Raw genomic sequence first — 18,024 nt, forward strand, 5'->3', positions numbered from 1 at the left:
GAGACAGAGGATTCACAGCATGGCAAGCCTTTCCATCCGTGACGTGTACAAGACCTACCCGAACGGGGTGCCGGTCCTGAAGGGTGTCGACATCGAGATCGAGGACGGACAGTTCCTGATCCTGGTCGGCGGTTCGGGCTGCGGGAAATCGACGCTGCTCAACATGATCGCCGGGCTCGAGACGGTCACGAGCGGCGAGATCTGCATCGACGGCAAGGTCGTCAACGACCTGTCGCCGAAGGATCGCGACATCGCGATGGTGTTCCAGTCGTACGCGCTGTACCCGTCGATGACGGTGCGCGAGAACATCTCGTTCGGCCTGAACATCCGCAAGGTGCCGAAGAGCGAACAGCAGCAGATCGTCGACCGCGTGTCGCAGATGCTGCAGATCCAGCACCTGCTCGACCGCAAGCCGGGCCAGCTGTCCGGCGGCCAGCGCCAGCGTGTCGCGATGGGCCGCGCGCTCGCGCGCGATCCGTCGCTGTTCCTGTTCGACGAGCCGCTGTCGAACCTCGACGCGAAGCTGCGCATCGAGATGCGCGCGGAAATCAAGCTGCTGCACCAGCGTCTCGGCACGACGATCGTCTACGTGACGCACGACCAGATCGAGGCGATGACGCTCGGCGACCGGATCGCGGTGATGAAGGACGGCGTGGTCCAGCAGTTCGGCGCGCCGCAGGAGATCTACGATTCGCCGTCGAACCTGTTCGTCGCGGGCTTCATCGGCGCGCCGCCGATGAACTTCATCAACGGCAAGCTGGTCGAGCAGGGCAGCGGGATCGCGCTCGAGATCGATACGGGCCTTGCGCGCAGCGCGCTGAACCTGCCGTTCGATGCGAAGCGGATGAACGGCCACGTCGGCCGCGAGGTGATCCTCGGGCTGCGTCCGGAGCGCATCACCGATGCGCGCAACGCGCACCACGGCGAGGCGTCGAAGCTGCAGCCGATCGACGTGCGCGTCGACGTGACCGAGCCGACCGGGCCGGACACGCACGTGTTCGCACAGGTGAACGGCAAGCGGATCGTGAGCCGTGTGCATCCGGCCGCGAACCCGCAACCGGGGCAGACGCAGTCGCTGCTGTTCGACGTGTCGAAGGCGGTGCTGTTCGATCCGGCGTCGGAAGAGCGGATCGCGTGACGCGGCGTTCGCGCTGAATGAAGCAGGGGCCGTCTCGACGTGAGCGGCCCCTTTTGTTTCTGGCGATGCGTTCGGCGTTGCGGCGGCGCTCAGTGCGGCAGCCGCACGTCGAACTTGAAGGTCGCGAGCCGCGCGACGAGGATGAAGCCGGTCGCGAGCAGCACGCTGTACACGGAATCGAACTGCAGCCACACGAGCAGCAGGTAGAACCAGCAGCCGACGAACGCACAGGTCGCGTACGGCCGCGAATCGCGCAGGATCAGCGGGATGTCGTTGCACAGCACGTCGCGGACGATCCCGCCGACCACGCCGGTAATCACGCCCATCATCACCGCGATGAAGCGCGGCATCTCGGCATCGAGCGCGATCGCCGTGCCCGAGATGCTGAAGATCCCGAGCCCGATCGCATCGGCGACGAGCAGCAGCCGCTCGGCCGACAGCCGCGACAGCATGCGCAGCACGAACGGCGCGAACAGCGCGAGCACGAAGATCGCGATCACGTAGTCGTCGTGCACGACCCAGTAGAACGGCCGGCGCTCGAGCAGGATGTCGCGCAGCGTGCCGCCGCCGAACGCGGTGGCGAGCGCCACGACGAACGTGCCGACCGAATCGAGGCGGTTCTTGCGCGCCTCGATGAAGCCCGAGATCGCAAAGGCCAGCGTGGCGATCGCCTCCAGTACCGCGATCGCGAGCGTCAGCCTAGGATGCGGCACGCGGCCCCCGGTCGACGGGTGCCGCGAACGGCTGCAGCAGGACCAGCACCGCGCCCGCGCCGCCGTCGTGGCCGCGCGCCTCGCAGAACGCGATCACTTCTTCCTTCTGCACGAGCCACGCGCGCACCTTGCCCTTCAGCACGGGTTCCTTGCCGATCGAGCCGAGCCCCTTGCCGTGGATCACGCGCAGGCAGCGCAGCCCTTTCTTGCCGGCTTCGCGGATGAACTCGGCGAGCGCGTCGCGCGCCTCGTCGCGCCGCATCCCGTGCAGGTCGATCTGCGCCTGCACGATCCACGCGCCGCTCCTCAGCTTGCGCACGACGTCGCGGCTGATGCCGGGGCGGTGGTAATACAGCGAGTCGTCGCTGTCGAGCAGCGTCTCGGGATCGAATTCGTCGGACAGCGTCGCGTTCAGCACGGCTTCCTCGTCGCGCTGCGTCTGCTTCGGCACCGGATCGGGCGGCGTGCGGCCGGCTGCCGCGCGCGGTGGGGCATTGAGCGGCTGGATCGCGCCGATCTCGTTGCGGAACAGGTTCGCGTCGGCTTCCGCCTTGCGCTCGGCCTTGGCCGTTTCGACGCGTTGGCGTTCGCGGCGATCGGCTTCGCCTTGCAGCGACTTGCGCAACGCACCGAGGCCCGCGAGCCCCTGGCCGCGCAATGCGGCGGGATCGGGCGCGGGCGCCGGCGCGACGGGCGCGGGGTTTGCGGGGCGGGCGGCGATCTGCCGCTTCGCGGGATCGCTCGGATGGGGCTGGTTCTTCGCCATGATTCGGTACGCAGGGCAGGCGCGTTCGGGCGCGCGGGCAAAAAAAAGCCGCTGCACGGCGGCAGCGGCTTTCCGGTCGAGCCCGCTTCGCGGCAGCGGACGCCATTGTAGCGCCCGGCGCGAGCGGTCTCGCGGCTTACTTCTTGTCGTGCAGGCTTTCGAGGTAGCGCTGCGCGTCGAGCGCGGCCATGCAGCCCGTGCCCGCGCTGGTGATTGCCTGGCGGTACACGTTGTCTTGCACGTCGCCGGCGGCGAACACGCCCGGCACGCTCGTCGACGTCGCGTTGCCGTGCAGGCCGCTCTTCGTCAGGATGTAGCCGTCCTTCATCTCGAGCTGGCCCTGGAACAGGTCGGTGTTCGGCTTGTGGCCGATCGCGACGAACACGCCCTGCACGCTGAGGTCTTCCGTCGCACCGGTCTTCACGTTCTTGATGCGCAGGCCCGTGACGCCGGAATCCTCGCCCGTCACTTCGTCGAGCACGTGATCCCACTTGATCACGACGGCGCCTTCCTTTTCCTTTTCCAGCAGGCGGTCGATCAGGATCGGCTCCGCGCGGAACTTGTCGCGGCGATGGATCACCGTGACCTTCTTCGCGATGCCCGTCAGGTAGAGCGCTTCCTCGACGGCCGTGTTGCCGCCGCCGATCACCGCGACTTCCTGGCCGCGATAGAAGAAGCCGTCGCAGGTCGCGCAGGCCGACACGCCCTTGCCCATGAAGTGTTCTTCGGACGGCAGGCCGAGATACTGCGCGGACGCGCCGGTCGCGATGATCAGCGAGTCGCACGTGTATTCGCCCGAGTCGCCGATCAGGCGGATCGGCTGCTCGTGCAGCTTCGCGGTGTGGATGTGGTCGAACACGATTTCGGTGTTGAAGCGCTCGGCGTGCTCGAGGAAGCGCGCCATCAGCTCCGGACCCTGTACGCCTTTCGCGTCTGCCGGCCAGTTTTCGACGTCGGTCGTGGTCATCAGCTGGCCGCCCTGCGCGATGCCGGTGATCAGCACCGGGGACAGGTTGGCACGTGCCGCGTAGACGGCAGCCGTGTAGCCGGCGGGGCCGGAACCGAGAATCAGGACTTTGGCGTGTTTGGGCGTGGACATGTGCGAATCCGTAAAAGTCGGCTGCGGCGGGCGGGGTAGGGCTCGCCGTACGATCCGGGTTGACCGGGATGCCGTCATAGATGGGTATCAGACGCGCATTATAAAGGCCCCGTTGCTGCGTTGCCGAACGAGAGTTTCAATCGCGGCGATAGTGTCTCGCGGCGCAACGGTCGCGCACGCGGGGCGGGCGGGGCATGGCACCCGCCCGGGGCGGCGCGGCTGCGGGCGGCCGGCCGGACCGCGCACCGGAGTGAAAGGGCAGAAAGGGCTGCCGCGGAGAGCATGCGCCGCGCCGGCCGTACCCTGGCCCTGTTATGTAACCGTCATTTACACTTGGCGGCCCGGTGCAGCGCTTACAATATGCGGGATCGAACGACAGGCGGGCGCGCAGCCCGTCCTCTTTATACGGATTCATGGCAAAAGCTCCTTATTCCGCCCAGGCACAGGCGTTGCCGCACCGGATGTCGAAGCTCCTCACGGAGATCCGCTGGATTCTCCAGGTCGCGCTCTGCGCATTTCTGGTGATGGCCCTGCTGAGCTACAGTCGGCGCGATCCGAGCTGGACGCACGCCGCCCAGGTGGACCACATCTCGAACTGGGCCGGCCGCGTCGGCGCCTGGACAGCCGACATCATCCTGCTGCTGTTCGGCCTGTCGGCCTACTGGCTGATCGTGCCGCTCGCGCGGCGCATCGCCGTCAATTACCGCCGCATCACGCGTCACGAGGCGGTCGTGGACGAACCCGAGCGGCCGATCGGCTGGCTCACCGAAATCTTCGCGTTCGTGCTCGTCGTGCTGGCGTGCGACGGCATCGAGGCGCTGCGCATGTGGTCGCTGAAGGTGCAGTTGCCGCGCGCGCCGGGCGGCGTGATCGGCGAGGCCGTGGCGGGCGCGATGTCGCACGCGTTCGGTTTCACCGGCGGCACGCTGCTGCTGCTGATCCTGCTCGCGATCGGCCTGTCGCTGTATTTCCGCTTCTCGTGGCTGTCGGTCGCCGAGCGCGTCGGCGGTGCGATCCTGTCCGCCGTCAATGTCGCGAAGCTGCGCCGCGAGGCCGAGCGCGACCGCAAGCTCGGCGAGGCCGCGGCCGTGCGCCGCGAAGGCAAGGTCGAAGAGGAACGCGTGCGCATCGAGGATCACGAGCCCGTGACGATCGTGCCGCCGGTCGTCACGCCGGCGAAGTCCGAGCGCGTCGAGCGCGAGCGTCAGGTGCCGCTCTTCACCGACCTGCCGGGCGATTCGACGCTGCCGCCGGTGTCGCTGCTCGACCCCGCGCCGAAGGCGCAGGAGGCGATTTCGGCCGATACCCTCGAATTCACGTCGCGCCTGATCGAGAAGAAGCTGAAGGATTTCGGCGTCGAGGCGAGCGTCGTGGCCGCGTATCCGGGCCCGGTCGTCACGCGCTACGAGATCGAGCCGGCCACCGGCGTGAAGGGCAGCCAGATCGTCAATCTCGCGAAGGATCTCGCGCGCTCGCTGTCGCTCGTGTCGATCCGCGTCGTCGAGACGATTCCCGGCAAGAACTACATGGCGCTCGAACTGCCGAACCAGCGCCGCCAGACGGTGCACCTGTCCGAGATCATCGGTTCCGAGGTGTACGCGGCCGCATCGTCGGCGCTCACGCTCAGCCTCGGCAAGGACATTGGCGGCAAGCCGGTGTGCGCGGATCTCGCGAAGATGCCGCACCTGCTGGTCGCCGGTACGACCGGCTCGGGCAAGTCGGTCGGGATCAACGCGATGATCCTGTCGCTGCTGTATAAAGCGACCGCCGAGCAGGTGCGCCTGATCCTGATCGATCCGAAGATGCTCGAAATGAGCGTCTACGAAGGCATTCCGCACCTGCTGTGCCCGGTCGTCACCGACATGCGCCAGGCCGGCCACGCGCTGAACTGGACGGTCGCGGAGATGGAGCGCCGCTACAAGCTGATGAGCAAGCTCGGCGTGCGCAACCTCGCGGGCTACAACAACAAGATCGACGAGGCCGCGAAGCGCGAGGAGAAGCTGCCGAACCCGTTCAGCCTGACGCCGGAAGATCCCGAGCCGCTCGGCCGCCTGCCGAACATCGTCGTGGTGATCGACGAGCTGGCCGACCTGATGATGGTCGTCGGCAAGAAGGTCGAGGAACTGATTGCACGGATCGCGCAGAAGGCGCGCGCGGCCGGCATCCACCTGATCCTCGCGACGCAGCGTCCGTCGGTCGACGTGATCACGGGCCTCATCAAGGCGAACGTGCCGACCCGGATCGCATTCCAGGTGTCGTCGAAGATCGACTCGCGCACGATTCTCGATCAGATGGGCGCCGAATCGCTGCTCGGGATGGGCGACATGCTGTACCTGCCGCCGGGCAGCGGGCTGCCGGTGCGCGTGCACGGCGCGTTCGTCGCCGACGACGAAGTGCACCGCGTCGTCGAGAAGCTCAAGGAGCAGGGCGAGCCGAATTACGTCGAGGGCCTGCTCGAAGGAGGCACCGCCGACGGCGACGAGGGCTCGGCCGGCGCGGGAACCGGCGAAGGCGGCGGCGAGTCTGATCCGCTGTACGACCAGGCGGTCGAGATCGTCATCAAGAACCGCCGCGCGTCGATCTCGCTCGTGCAGCGGCACCTGCGGATCGGCTATAACCGCGCGGCGCGGCTGCTCGAGCAGATGGAGCAGTCGGGGCTCGTGTCGGCGATGTCGTCGAGCGGCAACCGCGAAATTCTTGTGCCGGCGCGCGACGCGGAATGAGTCCGCGGCGTTCGCGGCGCCGGCCACCCAGGGAGAAAACCGCAATATGCAGCAACATTCGTTCGCAATGTCTCTTCGTTCGACGCGGCGCTGGCTCGGCGCGGCGCTCGCCGGCGCATCGCTGATGCTCGCGGCGACGCACGCGTTCGCGGGCGGCACCGAGCAACTGAAGGCGTTCGTGTCGCAGGTGCGTTCGGCGAAGGGCGACTTCACGCAGCAGATCGTCAAGGCACCGGCGAAGGGCGCGAGCGCCGCGCAGGCCGTGCCGAAGCCCACCGACAATTCGAGCGGCACGTTCGTGTTCGCGCGCCCGGGCAAGTTCATCTGGACGTACCAGAAGCCGTACCAGCAGGTGCTGCAGGCCGACGGCGAGAAGCTCTACGTGTATGACCGCGACCTGAACCAGGTGACCGAGCGCAAGCTGAACGGCGCGCTGGGCGCGAGCCCGGCCGCGATCCTGTTCGGCAGCAACGATCTCGACAAGAGCTACACGTTGCGCGATGCCGGCGAGAAGGGCGGCATCGAGTGGCTCGAGATGCTGCCGAAGGCGCAGGACACGCAGTTCCAGCGGATCGGCATCGGTTTTCGCAACGGCACGCTCGCCGCGATGGAGCTGCACGACGTGTTCGGCAACGTCACGCTGCTGACGTTTACGAACATCCAGACGAATCCGCCGCTGAAGGGCGATACGTTCAAGTTCGTCGTGCCGAAGGGCGCCGACGTGATTACCGGCTGACCGGCGCCGCACGCCGCTTTTTCGCAACGGGCCTGCCGGCGACGGCAGGCCCGTGTTGTTTTCGGGCGCGGGCACCGGGCGCGGGCACCAGGCACGGGCAGCAGGCACGGCGGTGCCGTCGCGCGGCTGTCATAATGTCGGGTCCGGCGGCCGGTTCGGCCGCGACCGTTTGATGTGGAGCGAGGGTTCATGTCCGATCTGTTTCAAGTCGAGCCGCGCCGGCCGCTCGCCGAGGCGCTGCGGCCGAAGACGCTCGCCGAGGTGATCGGCCAGACGCATTTGCTGGGCGAAGGCAAGCCGCTGCGGCTCGCGTTCGAATCGGGCAAGCCGCATTCGATGATCCTGTGGGGGCCGCCCGGCGTCGGCAAGACGACGCTCGCGCGGCTCACCGCGCTCGCGTTCGACTGCGAATTCATCGCGCTGTCCGCGGTGCTCGGCGGCGTGAAGGACATTCGCGAGTCGATGGAGCAGGCGAAGGACACGCTGAACCGCACCGGCCGCCACACGATCCTGTTCGTCGACGAGATCCACCGCTTCAACAAGGGGCAGCAGGACGCGTTGCTGCCGTTCGTCGAGTCGGGGCTCGTGACCTTCATTGGCGCCACGACCGAGAACCCGAGCTTCGAGGTCAATTCGGCGTTGCTGTCGCGTGCGCAGGTGTACGTGCTGAAGTCGCTGGACGACGACGAGATGCGCCAGCTGCTGAAGCGCGCACAGGAAATCGCGCTCGACGGCCTCGCGTTCGACGACAAGGCGATCGATACGCTGGTCGGCTATGCGGACGGCGACGCGCGGCGCTTCCTGAACCTGCTCGAGCAGGCGCAGACGGCGGCCACGTCGGCCGGTGTCGCGACGATCGACGCCGATTTCGTCAGCAGCGCGATGACGCTGAACGCGCGGCGCTTCGACAAGGGCGGCGACAACTTCTACGACCAGATCTCGGCGCTGCACAAGTCGGTGCGCGGTTCGAGCCCGGACGGTGCGCTGTACTGGTTCTGCCGGATGATCGACGGCGGCGCGGATCCGAAGTACCTCGCGCGGCGGATCGTGCGGATGGCGTGGGAAGACATCGGCCTGGCCGACCCGCGCGCGCTGCAGGTGGCGAACGACGCGGCCGAAACCTACGAGCGGCTCGGCTCGCCGGAAGGCGAGCTCGCGCTCGGGCAGGCGGTGATCTATCTCGCGTGCGCGGCGAAGAGCAACGCGGGTTACAACGCGTTCAACCAGGCGATGGCGTTCGTGAAGCAGGACAAGTCGCGCGAGGTGCCCGTGCACCTGCGCAACGCGCCGACCAAGCTGATGAAGGAACTCGGCTACGGTCACGCATATCGCTACGCGCACGACGAGCCGAATGCATATGCGGCCGGCGAGACGTACCTGCCGGACGGGATGCGCGAACCGCGCTGGTACAAGCCGGTGCCGCGCGGGCTCGAATCGAAGATCGCCGACAAGCTCGCGTGGCTGCGCGAACTCGATCGCGAAGCCGGCAAGAAGGACTGACGGCGCGGCCCGGGGCGGCCGGCATGGTCGTGGCTCGCGTCAGCGCTTGCGTGCCGGCTGCTTCTTCCAGTAGTCGAACGGCTCCTGATGGCATTCGATGTCGAGTTCGGCGATGCGCGTGTGCAGGCTCGACTGCGCGTCGGCGATCGCGAGGTTGTAGATCACCGGGCCGATCTCCTCGACGAAGAAGTGCAGCAGCGCGCCGGCCTGGATATTGCCGATCGGCTCATCCATGTTTTCTGTGAAATAGCGTTGCAGTGACGCGATCGCGCGGTCGCGTATTTCCTTGTCCAGTTCGATGGCCATCGGGTTCCTTGGGTGCTGTGACGTGGGGCGGGCGCCTCGCTCGATGCGCCGCCGCGGGCCCGCGCGGGCGTTTCGCGATCCGCGGCGCTTCGATGCCGCGCGATTTCGCGGGTGCCGACGGGCGGGCCGGCAACGCGATACTGCCATGGCCATCGCGCCACGGTCATCGCCCGTTTGCAGCATAGTCCGTCCGTCCAGTGCCTTGGCGGCCCTGCGGTGCGTTAGAATTCCCGTCTTACACAACGATTCTCCAAGTCCTCCCATGCTCGACATCCAGTTGCTGCGCAAAGACCTCGACGGCGTCGCGAAGCGCCTCGCCGATCGCGGCTACACCCTCGACATCGCCGCGTTCTCCGCCCTCGAAGCGGAGCGCCGCGCGATCCAGACCCGTACCGAAGAGCTCCAGGCGCGCCGCAACAGCCTGTCGAAGCAGATCGGTGCGATGAAGGGGAAGGGCGAGGACACGTCGGCCGTGATGGCCGAGGTCGGCGGGATCGGCGACGAAATGAAGGCGGGGGAAGCCAAGCTCGGCGACATCCAGGCGCGCCTGTCCGACCTGATGCTCGGTATGCCGAACGTCGCGCATGAAAGCGTGCCGGTCGGCAAGGACGAAGCCGACAACGTCGAGGTGCGCCGCTGGGGCACGCCGCGCCAGTTCGACTTCGAGGTGAAGGATCACGTCGACGTCGGCACGCCGCTCGGCCTCGATTTCGAGACCGGCGCAAAGCTCGCCGGCGCGCGCTTCACGATGCTGCGCGGCTCGATCGCGCGCCTGCACCGCGCGCTCGCGCAGTTCATGATCGACACGCACACGCAGCAGCACGGCTACACCGAAGCCTATACGCCGTACATCGTGAACCCCGAGATCCTGTACGGTACGGGCCAGCTGCCGAAGTTCGCGGACGACATGTTCCGCGTCGAGAAGGGCGGCGAGGAGAACAAGGTCACGCAATACCTGATCTCCACGTCGGAAATCTCGCTGACGAACACCGTGCGCGAGTCGATCGTCGAAGGCTCCGCGCTGCCGATCAAGCTGACCGCGCATTCGCCGTGCTTCCGCTCGGAAGCCGGTTCGTATGGCCGCGACACGCGCGGGATGATCCGCCAGCACCAGTTCGACAAGGTCGAGATGGTGCAGGTCGTCGCGCCGGATGCGTCGTACGCGGCGCTCGACGAGATGGTCGGCCATGCGGAAGCGATCCTGCAGAAGCTCGGCCTGCCGTACCGCGTGATCACGCTGTGTACGGGCGACATGGGCTTCTCGGCCGCGAAGACGTTCGACCTCGAAGTGTGGCTGCCCGCGCAGAACACCTATCGCGAGATCTCGAGTTGCTCGAATACCGAGGCGTTCCAGGCGCGCCGGATGCAGGCGCGTTTCCGCAACGCACAGGGCAAGCCGGAACTCGTGCATACGCTCAACGGTTCGGGCCTTGCGGTCGGCCGCACGCTCGTCGCGGTGCTGGAGAACTACCAGAACGCGGACGGCTCGGTCACGGTGCCGGAAGTGCTGCGTCCGTACATGGGCGGCATCGAGCGTATCGACGCGCCGGCACAGGCGTCGTAAGGTTGCGCTCCGGCGATCGCTTCAATCCTCGCAAAAAATTTGCAAAAAGGGCTTGTGAGATTCGAAGAGATCGTTCTATAATCTTTTCTTTCGCGGAAACGACCAAACGCGAAATGCAGTAAAGCAGCAAGGAAGGAGAGGTGGCAGAGTGGTCGAATGTACCTGACTCGAAATCAGGCGTACGGTTTCCCCGTACCGTGGGTTCGAATCCCACCCTCTCCGCCAAAATACGAAGCCCCTTGATCCGGAAGGATCAAGGGGTTTTTCGTTTTGGGCTTGCTAAATCGTGTGTCGCAAGGCGTTGCGGTGGCAACAGCATCGACCATCGATGCATCGGAATGTGCCGATGCGATAGCGACCGTGTCCCATACGTCTTGCTGCGCAGTGGGCAGCGTCGGCAGTTCAGCCTGTCCGGATCGCGGGGCGCGTGTCGTCGCCGCCGTTCCGCGTGATGCTGGCGCGGCTCGTCGTGTATGCGGTGCGGGACGACCGTCTCGTGTTTTCCGCGTCGGTCATGCCGAATGTCGAGATGCGTCGTGTCGACGCCGACACAGGGCGATCACTGCCTGGCCAACGTGATTGCCTGCAGCTTCCGGGGCCGCATTCGGCTTGCTGTCGATCGTCTTTGCTCACTGCTGGATGCCGAGCCCGCGCACGGCCGCGGCAGGCGCGCAGCGCGCGCCGCATCTGACCTGACCGAACTGGCCGACTTTTCCGTGCTCGTCCGGTCCTTGCCGCTTTCTTCAGTTTTAAGCCCGCGCTTCCTGCGCCGTTAACACAGGGCGGCCGGCGCTCATGCCGGACTGCATCGTTCCCGTCGATTCAAGGTCCCATGAAGCTGAGCTACAAGATTCCCCTCGCATTCGCCGTCGCGCTGCTGCTGATGTTCGGTGGCGCGCTGTACGGCATCCACATTCTCAATCGGTCGATCGATACGTTTGCCGACGACGTGCAGACGAACGTCGGCGACGAACGGCTCGTGTCGGCCACGCTCGTGCAGTTCAAGCTGCAAGTGCAGGAATGGAAGGACACGCTGTTGCGCGGCAAGCAGCCCGCGAAGCTCGACCAGTACTGGCAGGCGTTCCAGACGCGCGAGCATACGGTCGATACGCTCGCCGCGCAGCTCGTTCATCAGTTGCCGCCCGGCGAGAGCCGCTCGCTCGTCGAGCAGTTCATACGTGCGCACACGGCGATGGGCGAGGGTTACCGGCGCGGGTTCGACGCGTTCAAGGCGGCCGGTTTCGAGCCGTCGGCCGGCGATGCCGCCGTGGCGGGCGTCGACCGCGAACCCGCGGTGCTGCTGGAGCGGGCCGCGAAGTCGATTGCCGACGAGAGTGCCGCCGTGTCGGCGCAGGCGAGCCGCGATGCGCAGCACGCCACTGTCGCGAGCCTCGTGCTGATGCTGGTCGTGCTCGGCGTCGCGATGGTCGGTGCGTTCCTGTTCAGCCGCGCGATCCTGCGTCCGCTCGACCGCGCGGTCGCATGCGCGCAGGCCGTCGCCGAGGGCGACCTGACGCGCGACGTCGACGCGGCCGGGCGCGACGAGATCGCCGACCTGCTGCGCGCGTTGCGGACGATGCAGGCGAGCCTGTCGGGCGTCGTGCTCGAAGTGCGTACGCACGCCGAAGCCGTCGCGACGGCGAGCGCACAGATCGCGTCGGGCAATCATGATCTGTCGGCGCGTACCGAGGCACAGGCCGCGTCGCTCGAGGAGACGGCCGCCAGCATGACCGAACTCACGGGCATCGTCCGCCAGTCGGCCGAGCACGCGCAGCACGCGGCGCAGCTGGCGCGCGACGCATCGAGCATCGCGGCGGCAGGCGGCGGCGTGATGTCGGATGCCGTCGGCACGATGAACGGCATTGCCGACAGCTCGGCGAAGGTCGGCGAGATCATCGCGGTGATCGACGGCATTGCGTTCCAGACCAACATCCTCGCGCTGAACGCAGCGGTCGAGGCGGCGCGCGCGGGCGAGCAGGGGCGCGGCTTCGCGGTCGTCGCGGCGGAAGTGCGTACGCTCGCGCAGCGCAGCGCCGCCGCCGCGAAGGAGATCAAGGGGCTCATCGAGCAGTCGACGCGGCGGGTCGACGAAGGCGCCGTGCTGATCGGCCGGGCGGGCGAGTCGATTCACGAGATCGTCGGCGCGGTGCAGCGCGTCACGACGATCGTCGGCGAGATCTCGTCCGCGTCGCAGGAGCAGAGCGGCGGCATCCAGCAGGTGAACATCGCGGTCACGCAGATGGACGAAGCGACGCAGCGCAACGCGGCCCTCGTCGAGCAGGCATCGGCCGCGACGCAGGCACTCGCCGAGCAGGCGAGCGCGCTGCGGCATGCGGTTGCCGTGTTCAGGTTGCCGGAAATGGCGTGACGGCGGCCTCGTCGTGCCCGGCTCGAACGGAACCGGGGACGGGCGTGGCATCGGTTGTCGGCGGTACGCGCCGACGCCACGCCTCCACCGGCCCGGCCCCCGCGATCAAGCTGTGGCCGGATATTGCGCGAGCACCCGGGCGCGGATCGACGGCTTGATGTTCGATTGCGCCATGTTGCCGCCGTAGTGCGCGACCACCCGCGGATTCATCACGCGATACCAGAGCGGCGGCACGTACGCGAACAGGATCATCGTCGCGTAGCCGGCCGGCAGTTGCGGCGAATCGTCGAAGTGGCGCAGCGCCTGATACGAGCGCGTCGGATTCGCGTGATGGTCGGCGTGCCGTTGCAACTGGTACAGGAACAGGTTGGTGACGACGTGATTGCTGTTCCACGAATGCTGCGGCGTGCAGCGTTCGTAGCGACCGTTCGGCAGCTTGCGGCGGCCGAGCCCGTAGTGCTCGACGTAGTTCACGACTTCGAGCAGCGACGCGCCGTAGACGGCCTGGATCACGAGGAACGGGATCACGACCTTGCCGGCCAGCGCGATCGCGATGCCCCACACGACGACGGTCATCGCCCATGCGTGCAGCACCTCGTTGCGCCAGGTCCACGGCGAATGCCCGAGCCGTTCGAGGCGGGCCTTCTCGAGCCGCCACGCGGAGCGGATGCTGCCGGTCACGGTGCGCGGCAGGAAGGCCCAGAACGATTCGCCGTAGCGCGCGCTCGCCGGATCCTCGGCCGTCGCGACACGCACATGGTGGCCGCGATTGTGCTCGACGTAGAAATGGCCGTATGCGACCGGCGCGAGCGTGATCTTCGCGAGCCAGCGCTCGAAGCGGTCGGTCTTGTGCCCGAGTTCATGTGCGGTATTGATCGAGATGCCCGTCGCGGCGCCGAGCGACAGCGCGAAGCCGACATAGTCGTACCAGGCGAGCGCGTGCGTGCCGACGATCCATACGCACGCGAAGAACGCGACGTATTCGACGAGGGTCGCGAGATAGACGATCAGCCGGTAGTAGCGCTCCCGTTCGAGGTGCGGTACCACGGCCTCGGGCGGATTGTCGCGATCGTCGCCGATCAGCGTGTCGAGGATCGGGATCACGCCGAACGCGAACAGCGGGCCGAACCACCAGAACACGTGCAGGCCCGTCGACAGCGCGAGCTGGGCGGCGAGAATCGGCAGCGTGATCGTCAGCGCGCCGAGCAGCCACAGGTAACGCTTGCCATCCGACCAGCCCGAAGCCGATCCGTCGGTCATTGCCATTGTCTCCCTCCTGCCGGCCGGCCCGAAGGCGGCCGCCTGTACGGTTGTTCGAATTCTCGTTGGCCCGCGACGCACGCGCGGTTGAACCGGATCGTCGTCCGGTTCTGCCTGTTATACGACCCATGCGCACGCTTGCCAAACTCCGGCACTAGGCGCGCGGCTCCAAACGGCGGCGCGCGTGCGGCGCAGGCAGGGAAGGGCCCGCGCACGCCGATTGAAACATGCGGGAATGGCCGGATCGGCCCGCGCGGGCGGCAGGTTTGTCAGACGGATGGCGTGCCGTGACGAGGACGGGCGTCGACGCTGCGGGTTCGCAACAAATGTTGCGTCGCAATATACGGAGCGGGATGGCGACCCATGTCGCTTGCTTCGACGTTACCAATATTACGGATCATTACGCCATTCATGATGAAATGCACGGGGCCCGACCTGCGACTGCCTCGTGCCGCAAGGCGACTGGCGCCAGGCGTCGAATGAAGCCGTCGCGGAGGTCGTCCGGTTGCCGCATCGATGCGCCGATGCTGCACCTGCACACGGGCTCGCCGCATGGCCGCCCGCAGTGCCTGCCGCCTTTCGATTCGCGCCGCCATTTGAAAATTACGATTTGACTCATGCCCCGCTTTCGGTTGAAGCTAATAGCTTGCTGTCCGAAGGGGGCTGTGCCTGCATGAGTTCGACCTTGACCGTTCGTCGTATCGTTGCCGACCAGGGCGGCGTGTATCGCGAACTCCGCGCTGCATCGCTGCGCGAGCCCTACGCGCCCGGCGAAGCGCCGGAGGCCGAATTGCTGAACGTCGAAACGGACGCAGCGTCGGCGATCGCCGCGCAGCGCGCCGTGTCCGACGAGTCGACGACTTTCCTGCTGTATACCGAAGGCCATCCGGCCGGCATGATCGGCGCGTATTTCGACAATACGCCCGATCGGCGTGCGTTCGTCAGCGAGCTGTGGGTCGCGCACGCGGTGCGCCATCTGCGCGGCGGCGTGCTGCTGCTGGAGACGGCCACCGCCTGGCTCGCCGAGCGCGGCGCCCAGGACGTCTACGCGTGGATTGCCGATGCGAACCGCAACGCGATCCGCTTCTACGAGCGCGCGGGTTTCGGCAACACCGGCGAACACGCGCCGATCGCGCGGATGCCCGGCGCGATGAAATCGCTGTACGTGTCGCAGGTGAAGCACTGACGCGACGTCAGAACGCGGGCCGCGCGGCGCGATGAAGGTCCGGTCGCCCGCTTGCCAGCCCGCTTTCCGGTTGCGCGCCCGCCCGGTGCGCCGCAACCCGGTTCCCCAAAAATAATGGCCGCGCGCGTGGACGCCTGTAAAATACGCAAAAAATTTTTGCAGAGTGTCCATGTCGCTTAAAAAATCGCCATTCTTCGAGCTGCGCAGCGGATCGGTCGATACGTTGCTGTTCACCGTGAAGACGACCGATCTCGATGCGTTGCGTACCGAACTGGTCAAGCGCTTCGAAGCGACTCCCGAGTTTTTCGCCGACGATGTCGTCGCGATCGACGTCCGCCGCCTGGCGGACGGCGAACGCGTCGCGCTGGCGGACATCCGCCAGATGCTGAACGACGTGCGGATGCGCCCGGTGGGTGTCGTCGCGCTGGCCACGCAGGGCTGGGCGGGGGAAGCCGGCCTGCCGTTGCTCGAGGCGCGCGATCGCCGCGTGCCGGCCGCGAAACCGGCCGAGGGCGCGGAAGCGTCGCCGGTCGCCGAGGCCGTCGTCGCCGCGGCAGCCGCGGTGGCGCCCGAGCAGGCGTCCGAGCCGGTGCCGGTGTCGAACCAGCCGGGCGGCCAGACGCTCGTGATCGACCGGCCGTTGCGTTCGGGGCAGCAGATTTACGCGAAAGGAGACCTCGTGGTGCTCGCGCCGGTCAGTCACGGCGCGGAGATCATCGCGGAAGGCAATATCCACATCTACGCGCCGTTGCGCGGCCGCGCACTCGCGGGCGTGCACGGCAATCACGACGCGCGCATTTTCTGCACGTGTCTCGAGCCGGAACTGATTTCGATCGCGGGTATCTATCGGACAACCGAGAACCCGTTGCCCGCCGATGTACTGGGGAAAGCGGTGCAGATCCGGCTCGAAGAGGAAAAACTGATGATCGAACCGCTGCGCCTGACGTAATACACGCGGTGCGCTCCGGATCGATCGGCTCTCATTGACGAACACAGGGTATTGGGTAAATGGCAAAAATCATCGTGGTGACCTCGGGCAAGGGCGGCGTGGGCAAGACGACGACGAGCGCGAGCTTTGCGTCCGGTCTCGCGCTGCGCGGCCACAAGACGGCCGTGATCGACTTCGACGTCGGCCTGCGCAACCTCGATCTCATCATGGGCTGCGAGCGCCGCGTGGTGTACGACCTCGTGAACGTGATCCAGGGCGAAGCGAACCTGAACCAGGCGCTGATCAAGGACAAGAAGTGCGAGAACCTGTTCATCCTGCCGGCGTCGCAGACGCGCGACAAGGATGCGCTCACGCGCGAAGGCGTCGAGAAGGTGCTGAACGACCTCGCCGCGATGGACTTCGAATACATCGTCTGCGATTCGCCGGCCGGCATCGAGGCGGGCGCGCTGCACGCGATGTACTTCGCGGATGAAGCGCTGATCGTCACGAACCCGGAAGTGTCGTCGGTGCGCGACTCCGACCGCATTCTCGGCATCTTGTCGTCGAAGACGAAGCGTGCGACCGAAGGCAAGGATCCGATCAAGGAACACCTGCTGATCACGCGCTACAGCCCGAAGCGCGTCAGCGAAGGCGAGATGCTGTCGCTCGAGGACATCAGCGAGATCCTGCGCATCAAGCTGATCGGCGTGGTGCCCGAGTCGGAAGCCGTCCTGCATGCGTCGAACCAGGGCCTGCCGGCCGTGCATATCGACGGCACCGACGTGGCGGAAGCGTACAAGGACGTCGTCGCGCGCTTCCTCGGTGAAGACAAGCCGCTGCGCTTCACCGATTACCAGAAGCCGGGCCTGCTGCAGCGCCTCTTCGGCAGCAAGTAACGGAGGCCGCCAATGTCCATCCTTTCGTTTCTCCTCGGTGAGAAGAAGAAGTCCGCATCGGTCGCGAAGGAGCGCCTGCAGCTCATCATCGCGCACGAGCGCGTCGGCGGCCGCCCGCCGGCCGATTACCTGCCGGCGCTGCAGAAGGAGCTGGTCGCGGTCATCTCGAAGTACGTCCATATTTCGAACGATGACATCCGCGTGAGCCTCGAGCGCCAGGACGATCTCGAAGTCCTCGAAGTGAAGATCGAGATCCCGCAGGCCTGAGTGCTACCTGTGTCCCTCCGCACGGCGGCACTCGCCGCCGTGCGCGTCTTACGCCCTGTTGCACTTTCGGGCACGCCGTAACACAGCGCCTGTCGGCCGTTATCGGTTCTCCCGCATTGAACGAATACGCTCGCGTAACTTGTTCAACCTGGAGGTTGTGATGGCTGTCTCTACTGTTCAACGTCGTATCGTTTCGCTCGCCCTGCTTGCCGCGAGCCTGTCAGCCGTCGTCGCGCCGCTTGCCGCGCATGCGGACGAGATTCTCGTCGGCACACCGGTGATCGCGCCGCAGGGCCGCGTGGTTGTCGCCGAGCCGGTCGCCGTGCGCACCGAGGAAGTCGTCATCGTCGCGCCGAATGCGCCGCCGCCGGTGCGCTACGAGGTCGTGCCGTCCGCACGCGTGGGCTATGTGTGGGATCGCGGGCACTGGCACTGGGAGCATGGCCGCTACGTGTGGATCGGCGGCCACTGGGAGGCCGAGCGCGTCGGCATGCAATGGGTGCCGGGCCATTGGGACCAGCGCGGTCCGAACTGGTTCTGGACCCGTGGCCACTGGGCGTGATGGAGGCGGGCG

General features: G+C 66.7%; 17 protein-coding genes and 1 tRNA gene. 13 read left to right on the forward strand and 5 right to left on the reverse strand.

Annotated elements, in window-relative coordinates; all coding sequences use genetic code 11:
* Positions 1-19 precede the first annotated feature (19 nt).
* On the forward strand, positions 20-1,138 hold the full coding sequence (locus tag PQB87_RS05125; protein ID WP_021163438.1) for an ABC transporter ATP-binding protein: 1,119 nt from the start codon (positions 20-22) through the stop codon (positions 1,136-1,138).
* Between the two features lie 89 nt (positions 1,139-1,227).
* Here the strand turns inward: PQB87_RS05125 and PQB87_RS05130 are convergent, their stop codons facing one another.
* From PQB87_RS05130 to trxB, 3 genes are all read right to left on the reverse strand, one after another.
* A complete protein-coding gene (locus PQB87_RS05130) occupies positions 1,228-1,851 on the reverse strand; it encodes a trimeric intracellular cation channel family protein (protein WP_039343458.1) in 624 nt (207 codons plus the stop codon).
* Complete coding sequence (locus PQB87_RS05135; RefSeq protein WP_175829412.1) at positions 1,838-2,617, reverse strand: Smr/MutS family protein; 780 nt, start codon at positions 2,615-2,617, stop codon at positions 1,838-1,840. The genes PQB87_RS05130 and PQB87_RS05135 overlap by 14 nt, the downstream gene beginning before the upstream one ends.
* 136 nt (positions 2,618-2,753) lie before the next feature.
* Entirely contained in the window at positions 2,754-3,716 is a 963-nt protein-coding gene (gene trxB / locus PQB87_RS05140) for a thioredoxin-disulfide reductase (RefSeq protein WP_021163435.1), read from the reverse strand.
* A gap of 413 nt (positions 3,717-4,129) precedes the next feature.
* Between trxB and PQB87_RS05145 the strand changes: the two genes are divergently transcribed.
* The 3 genes from PQB87_RS05145 to PQB87_RS05155 all read left to right on the forward strand — a co-directional run bounded on the left by PQB87_RS05145 (position 4,130) and on the right by PQB87_RS05155 (position 8,675).
* Positions 4,130-6,439, forward strand: a complete 2,310-nt coding sequence (locus PQB87_RS05145; protein ID WP_021163434.1) for a DNA translocase FtsK — start codon at positions 4,130-4,132, stop codon at positions 6,437-6,439.
* 46 nt (positions 6,440-6,485) lie between these two features.
* A complete protein-coding gene (gene lolA / locus PQB87_RS05150; RefSeq protein ID WP_021163433.1) occupies positions 6,486-7,175 on the forward strand; it encodes an outer membrane lipoprotein chaperone LolA in 690 nt (229 codons plus the stop codon).
* A gap of 189 nt (positions 7,176-7,364) precedes the next feature.
* Positions 7,365-8,675: a replication-associated recombination protein A gene (locus tag PQB87_RS05155; protein ID WP_027788118.1), complete on the forward strand. Its 1,311-nt coding sequence runs from the start codon at positions 7,365-7,367 to the stop codon at positions 8,673-8,675.
* A gap of 39 nt (positions 8,676-8,714) precedes the next feature.
* Here the strand turns inward: PQB87_RS05155 and PQB87_RS05160 are convergent, their stop codons facing one another.
* On the reverse strand, positions 8,715-8,981 hold the full coding sequence (locus tag PQB87_RS05160; RefSeq protein WP_021163431.1) for a DUF2164 domain-containing protein: 267 nt from the start codon (positions 8,979-8,981) through the stop codon (positions 8,715-8,717).
* Between the two features lie 262 nt (positions 8,982-9,243).
* Between PQB87_RS05160 and serS the strand changes: the two genes are divergently transcribed.
* From serS to PQB87_RS05180, 4 genes are all read left to right on the forward strand, one after another.
* Positions 9,244-10,545: a serine--tRNA ligase gene (serS, locus tag PQB87_RS05165; RefSeq protein WP_021163430.1), complete on the forward strand. Its 1,302-nt coding sequence runs from the start codon at positions 9,244-9,246 to the stop codon at positions 10,543-10,545.
* Between the two features lie 134 nt (positions 10,546-10,679).
* A tRNA-Ser gene (locus PQB87_RS05170) sits at positions 10,680-10,770 on the forward strand.
* Positions 10,771-11,081: 311 nt separating this feature from the next.
* Positions 11,082-11,321 (forward strand): hypothetical protein, encoded by a 240-nt coding sequence (locus PQB87_RS05175; RefSeq protein ID WP_174414558.1) that lies wholly within the window; start codon positions 11,082-11,084, stop codon positions 11,319-11,321.
* A 56-nt stretch (positions 11,322-11,377) separates the two neighbouring features.
* Positions 11,378-12,913 (forward strand): methyl-accepting chemotaxis protein, encoded by a 1,536-nt coding sequence (locus PQB87_RS05180; RefSeq protein WP_174414557.1) that lies wholly within the window; start codon positions 11,378-11,380, stop codon positions 12,911-12,913.
* A gap of 105 nt (positions 12,914-13,018) precedes the next feature.
* Here the strand turns inward: PQB87_RS05180 and PQB87_RS05185 are convergent, their stop codons facing one another.
* On the reverse strand, positions 13,019-14,179 hold the full coding sequence (locus PQB87_RS05185) for an alkane 1-monooxygenase (protein WP_059685598.1): 1,161 nt from the start codon (positions 14,177-14,179) through the stop codon (positions 13,019-13,021).
* Positions 14,180-14,738: 559 nt separating this feature from the next.
* Between PQB87_RS05185 and PQB87_RS05190 the strand changes: the two genes are divergently transcribed.
* The 5 genes from PQB87_RS05190 to PQB87_RS05210 all read left to right on the forward strand — a co-directional run bounded on the left by PQB87_RS05190 (position 14,739) and on the right by PQB87_RS05210 (position 18,012).
* A complete protein-coding gene (locus tag PQB87_RS05190; protein WP_226214401.1) occupies positions 14,739-15,359 on the forward strand; it encodes a GNAT family N-acetyltransferase in 621 nt (206 codons plus the stop codon).
* Positions 15,360-15,528: 169 nt separating this feature from the next.
* Positions 15,529-16,308 carry a septum site-determining protein MinC gene (minC, locus tag PQB87_RS05195; RefSeq protein ID WP_048024177.1) on the forward strand — a complete coding sequence of 260 codons (780 nt, stop codon included), beginning with the start codon at positions 15,529-15,531 and terminating at the stop codon, positions 16,306-16,308.
* A 59-nt stretch (positions 16,309-16,367) separates the two neighbouring features.
* Entirely contained in the window at positions 16,368-17,183 is an 816-nt protein-coding gene (gene minD / locus PQB87_RS05200) for a septum site-determining protein MinD (protein WP_042978309.1), read from the forward strand.
* A 12-nt stretch (positions 17,184-17,195) separates the two neighbouring features.
* Positions 17,196-17,450, forward strand: a complete 255-nt coding sequence (minE, locus tag PQB87_RS05205; RefSeq protein ID WP_006486661.1) for a cell division topological specificity factor MinE — start codon at positions 17,196-17,198, stop codon at positions 17,448-17,450.
* Between the two features lie 160 nt (positions 17,451-17,610).
* Positions 17,611-18,012 carry a YXWGXW repeat-containing protein gene (locus PQB87_RS05210; RefSeq protein WP_059485255.1) on the forward strand — a complete coding sequence of 134 codons (402 nt, stop codon included), beginning with the start codon at positions 17,611-17,613 and terminating at the stop codon, positions 18,010-18,012.
* The last annotated feature ends 12 nt before the right edge of the window (positions 18,013-18,024 follow it).

It is taken from the genome of Burkholderia sp. KL41, from assembly GCF_057005415.2.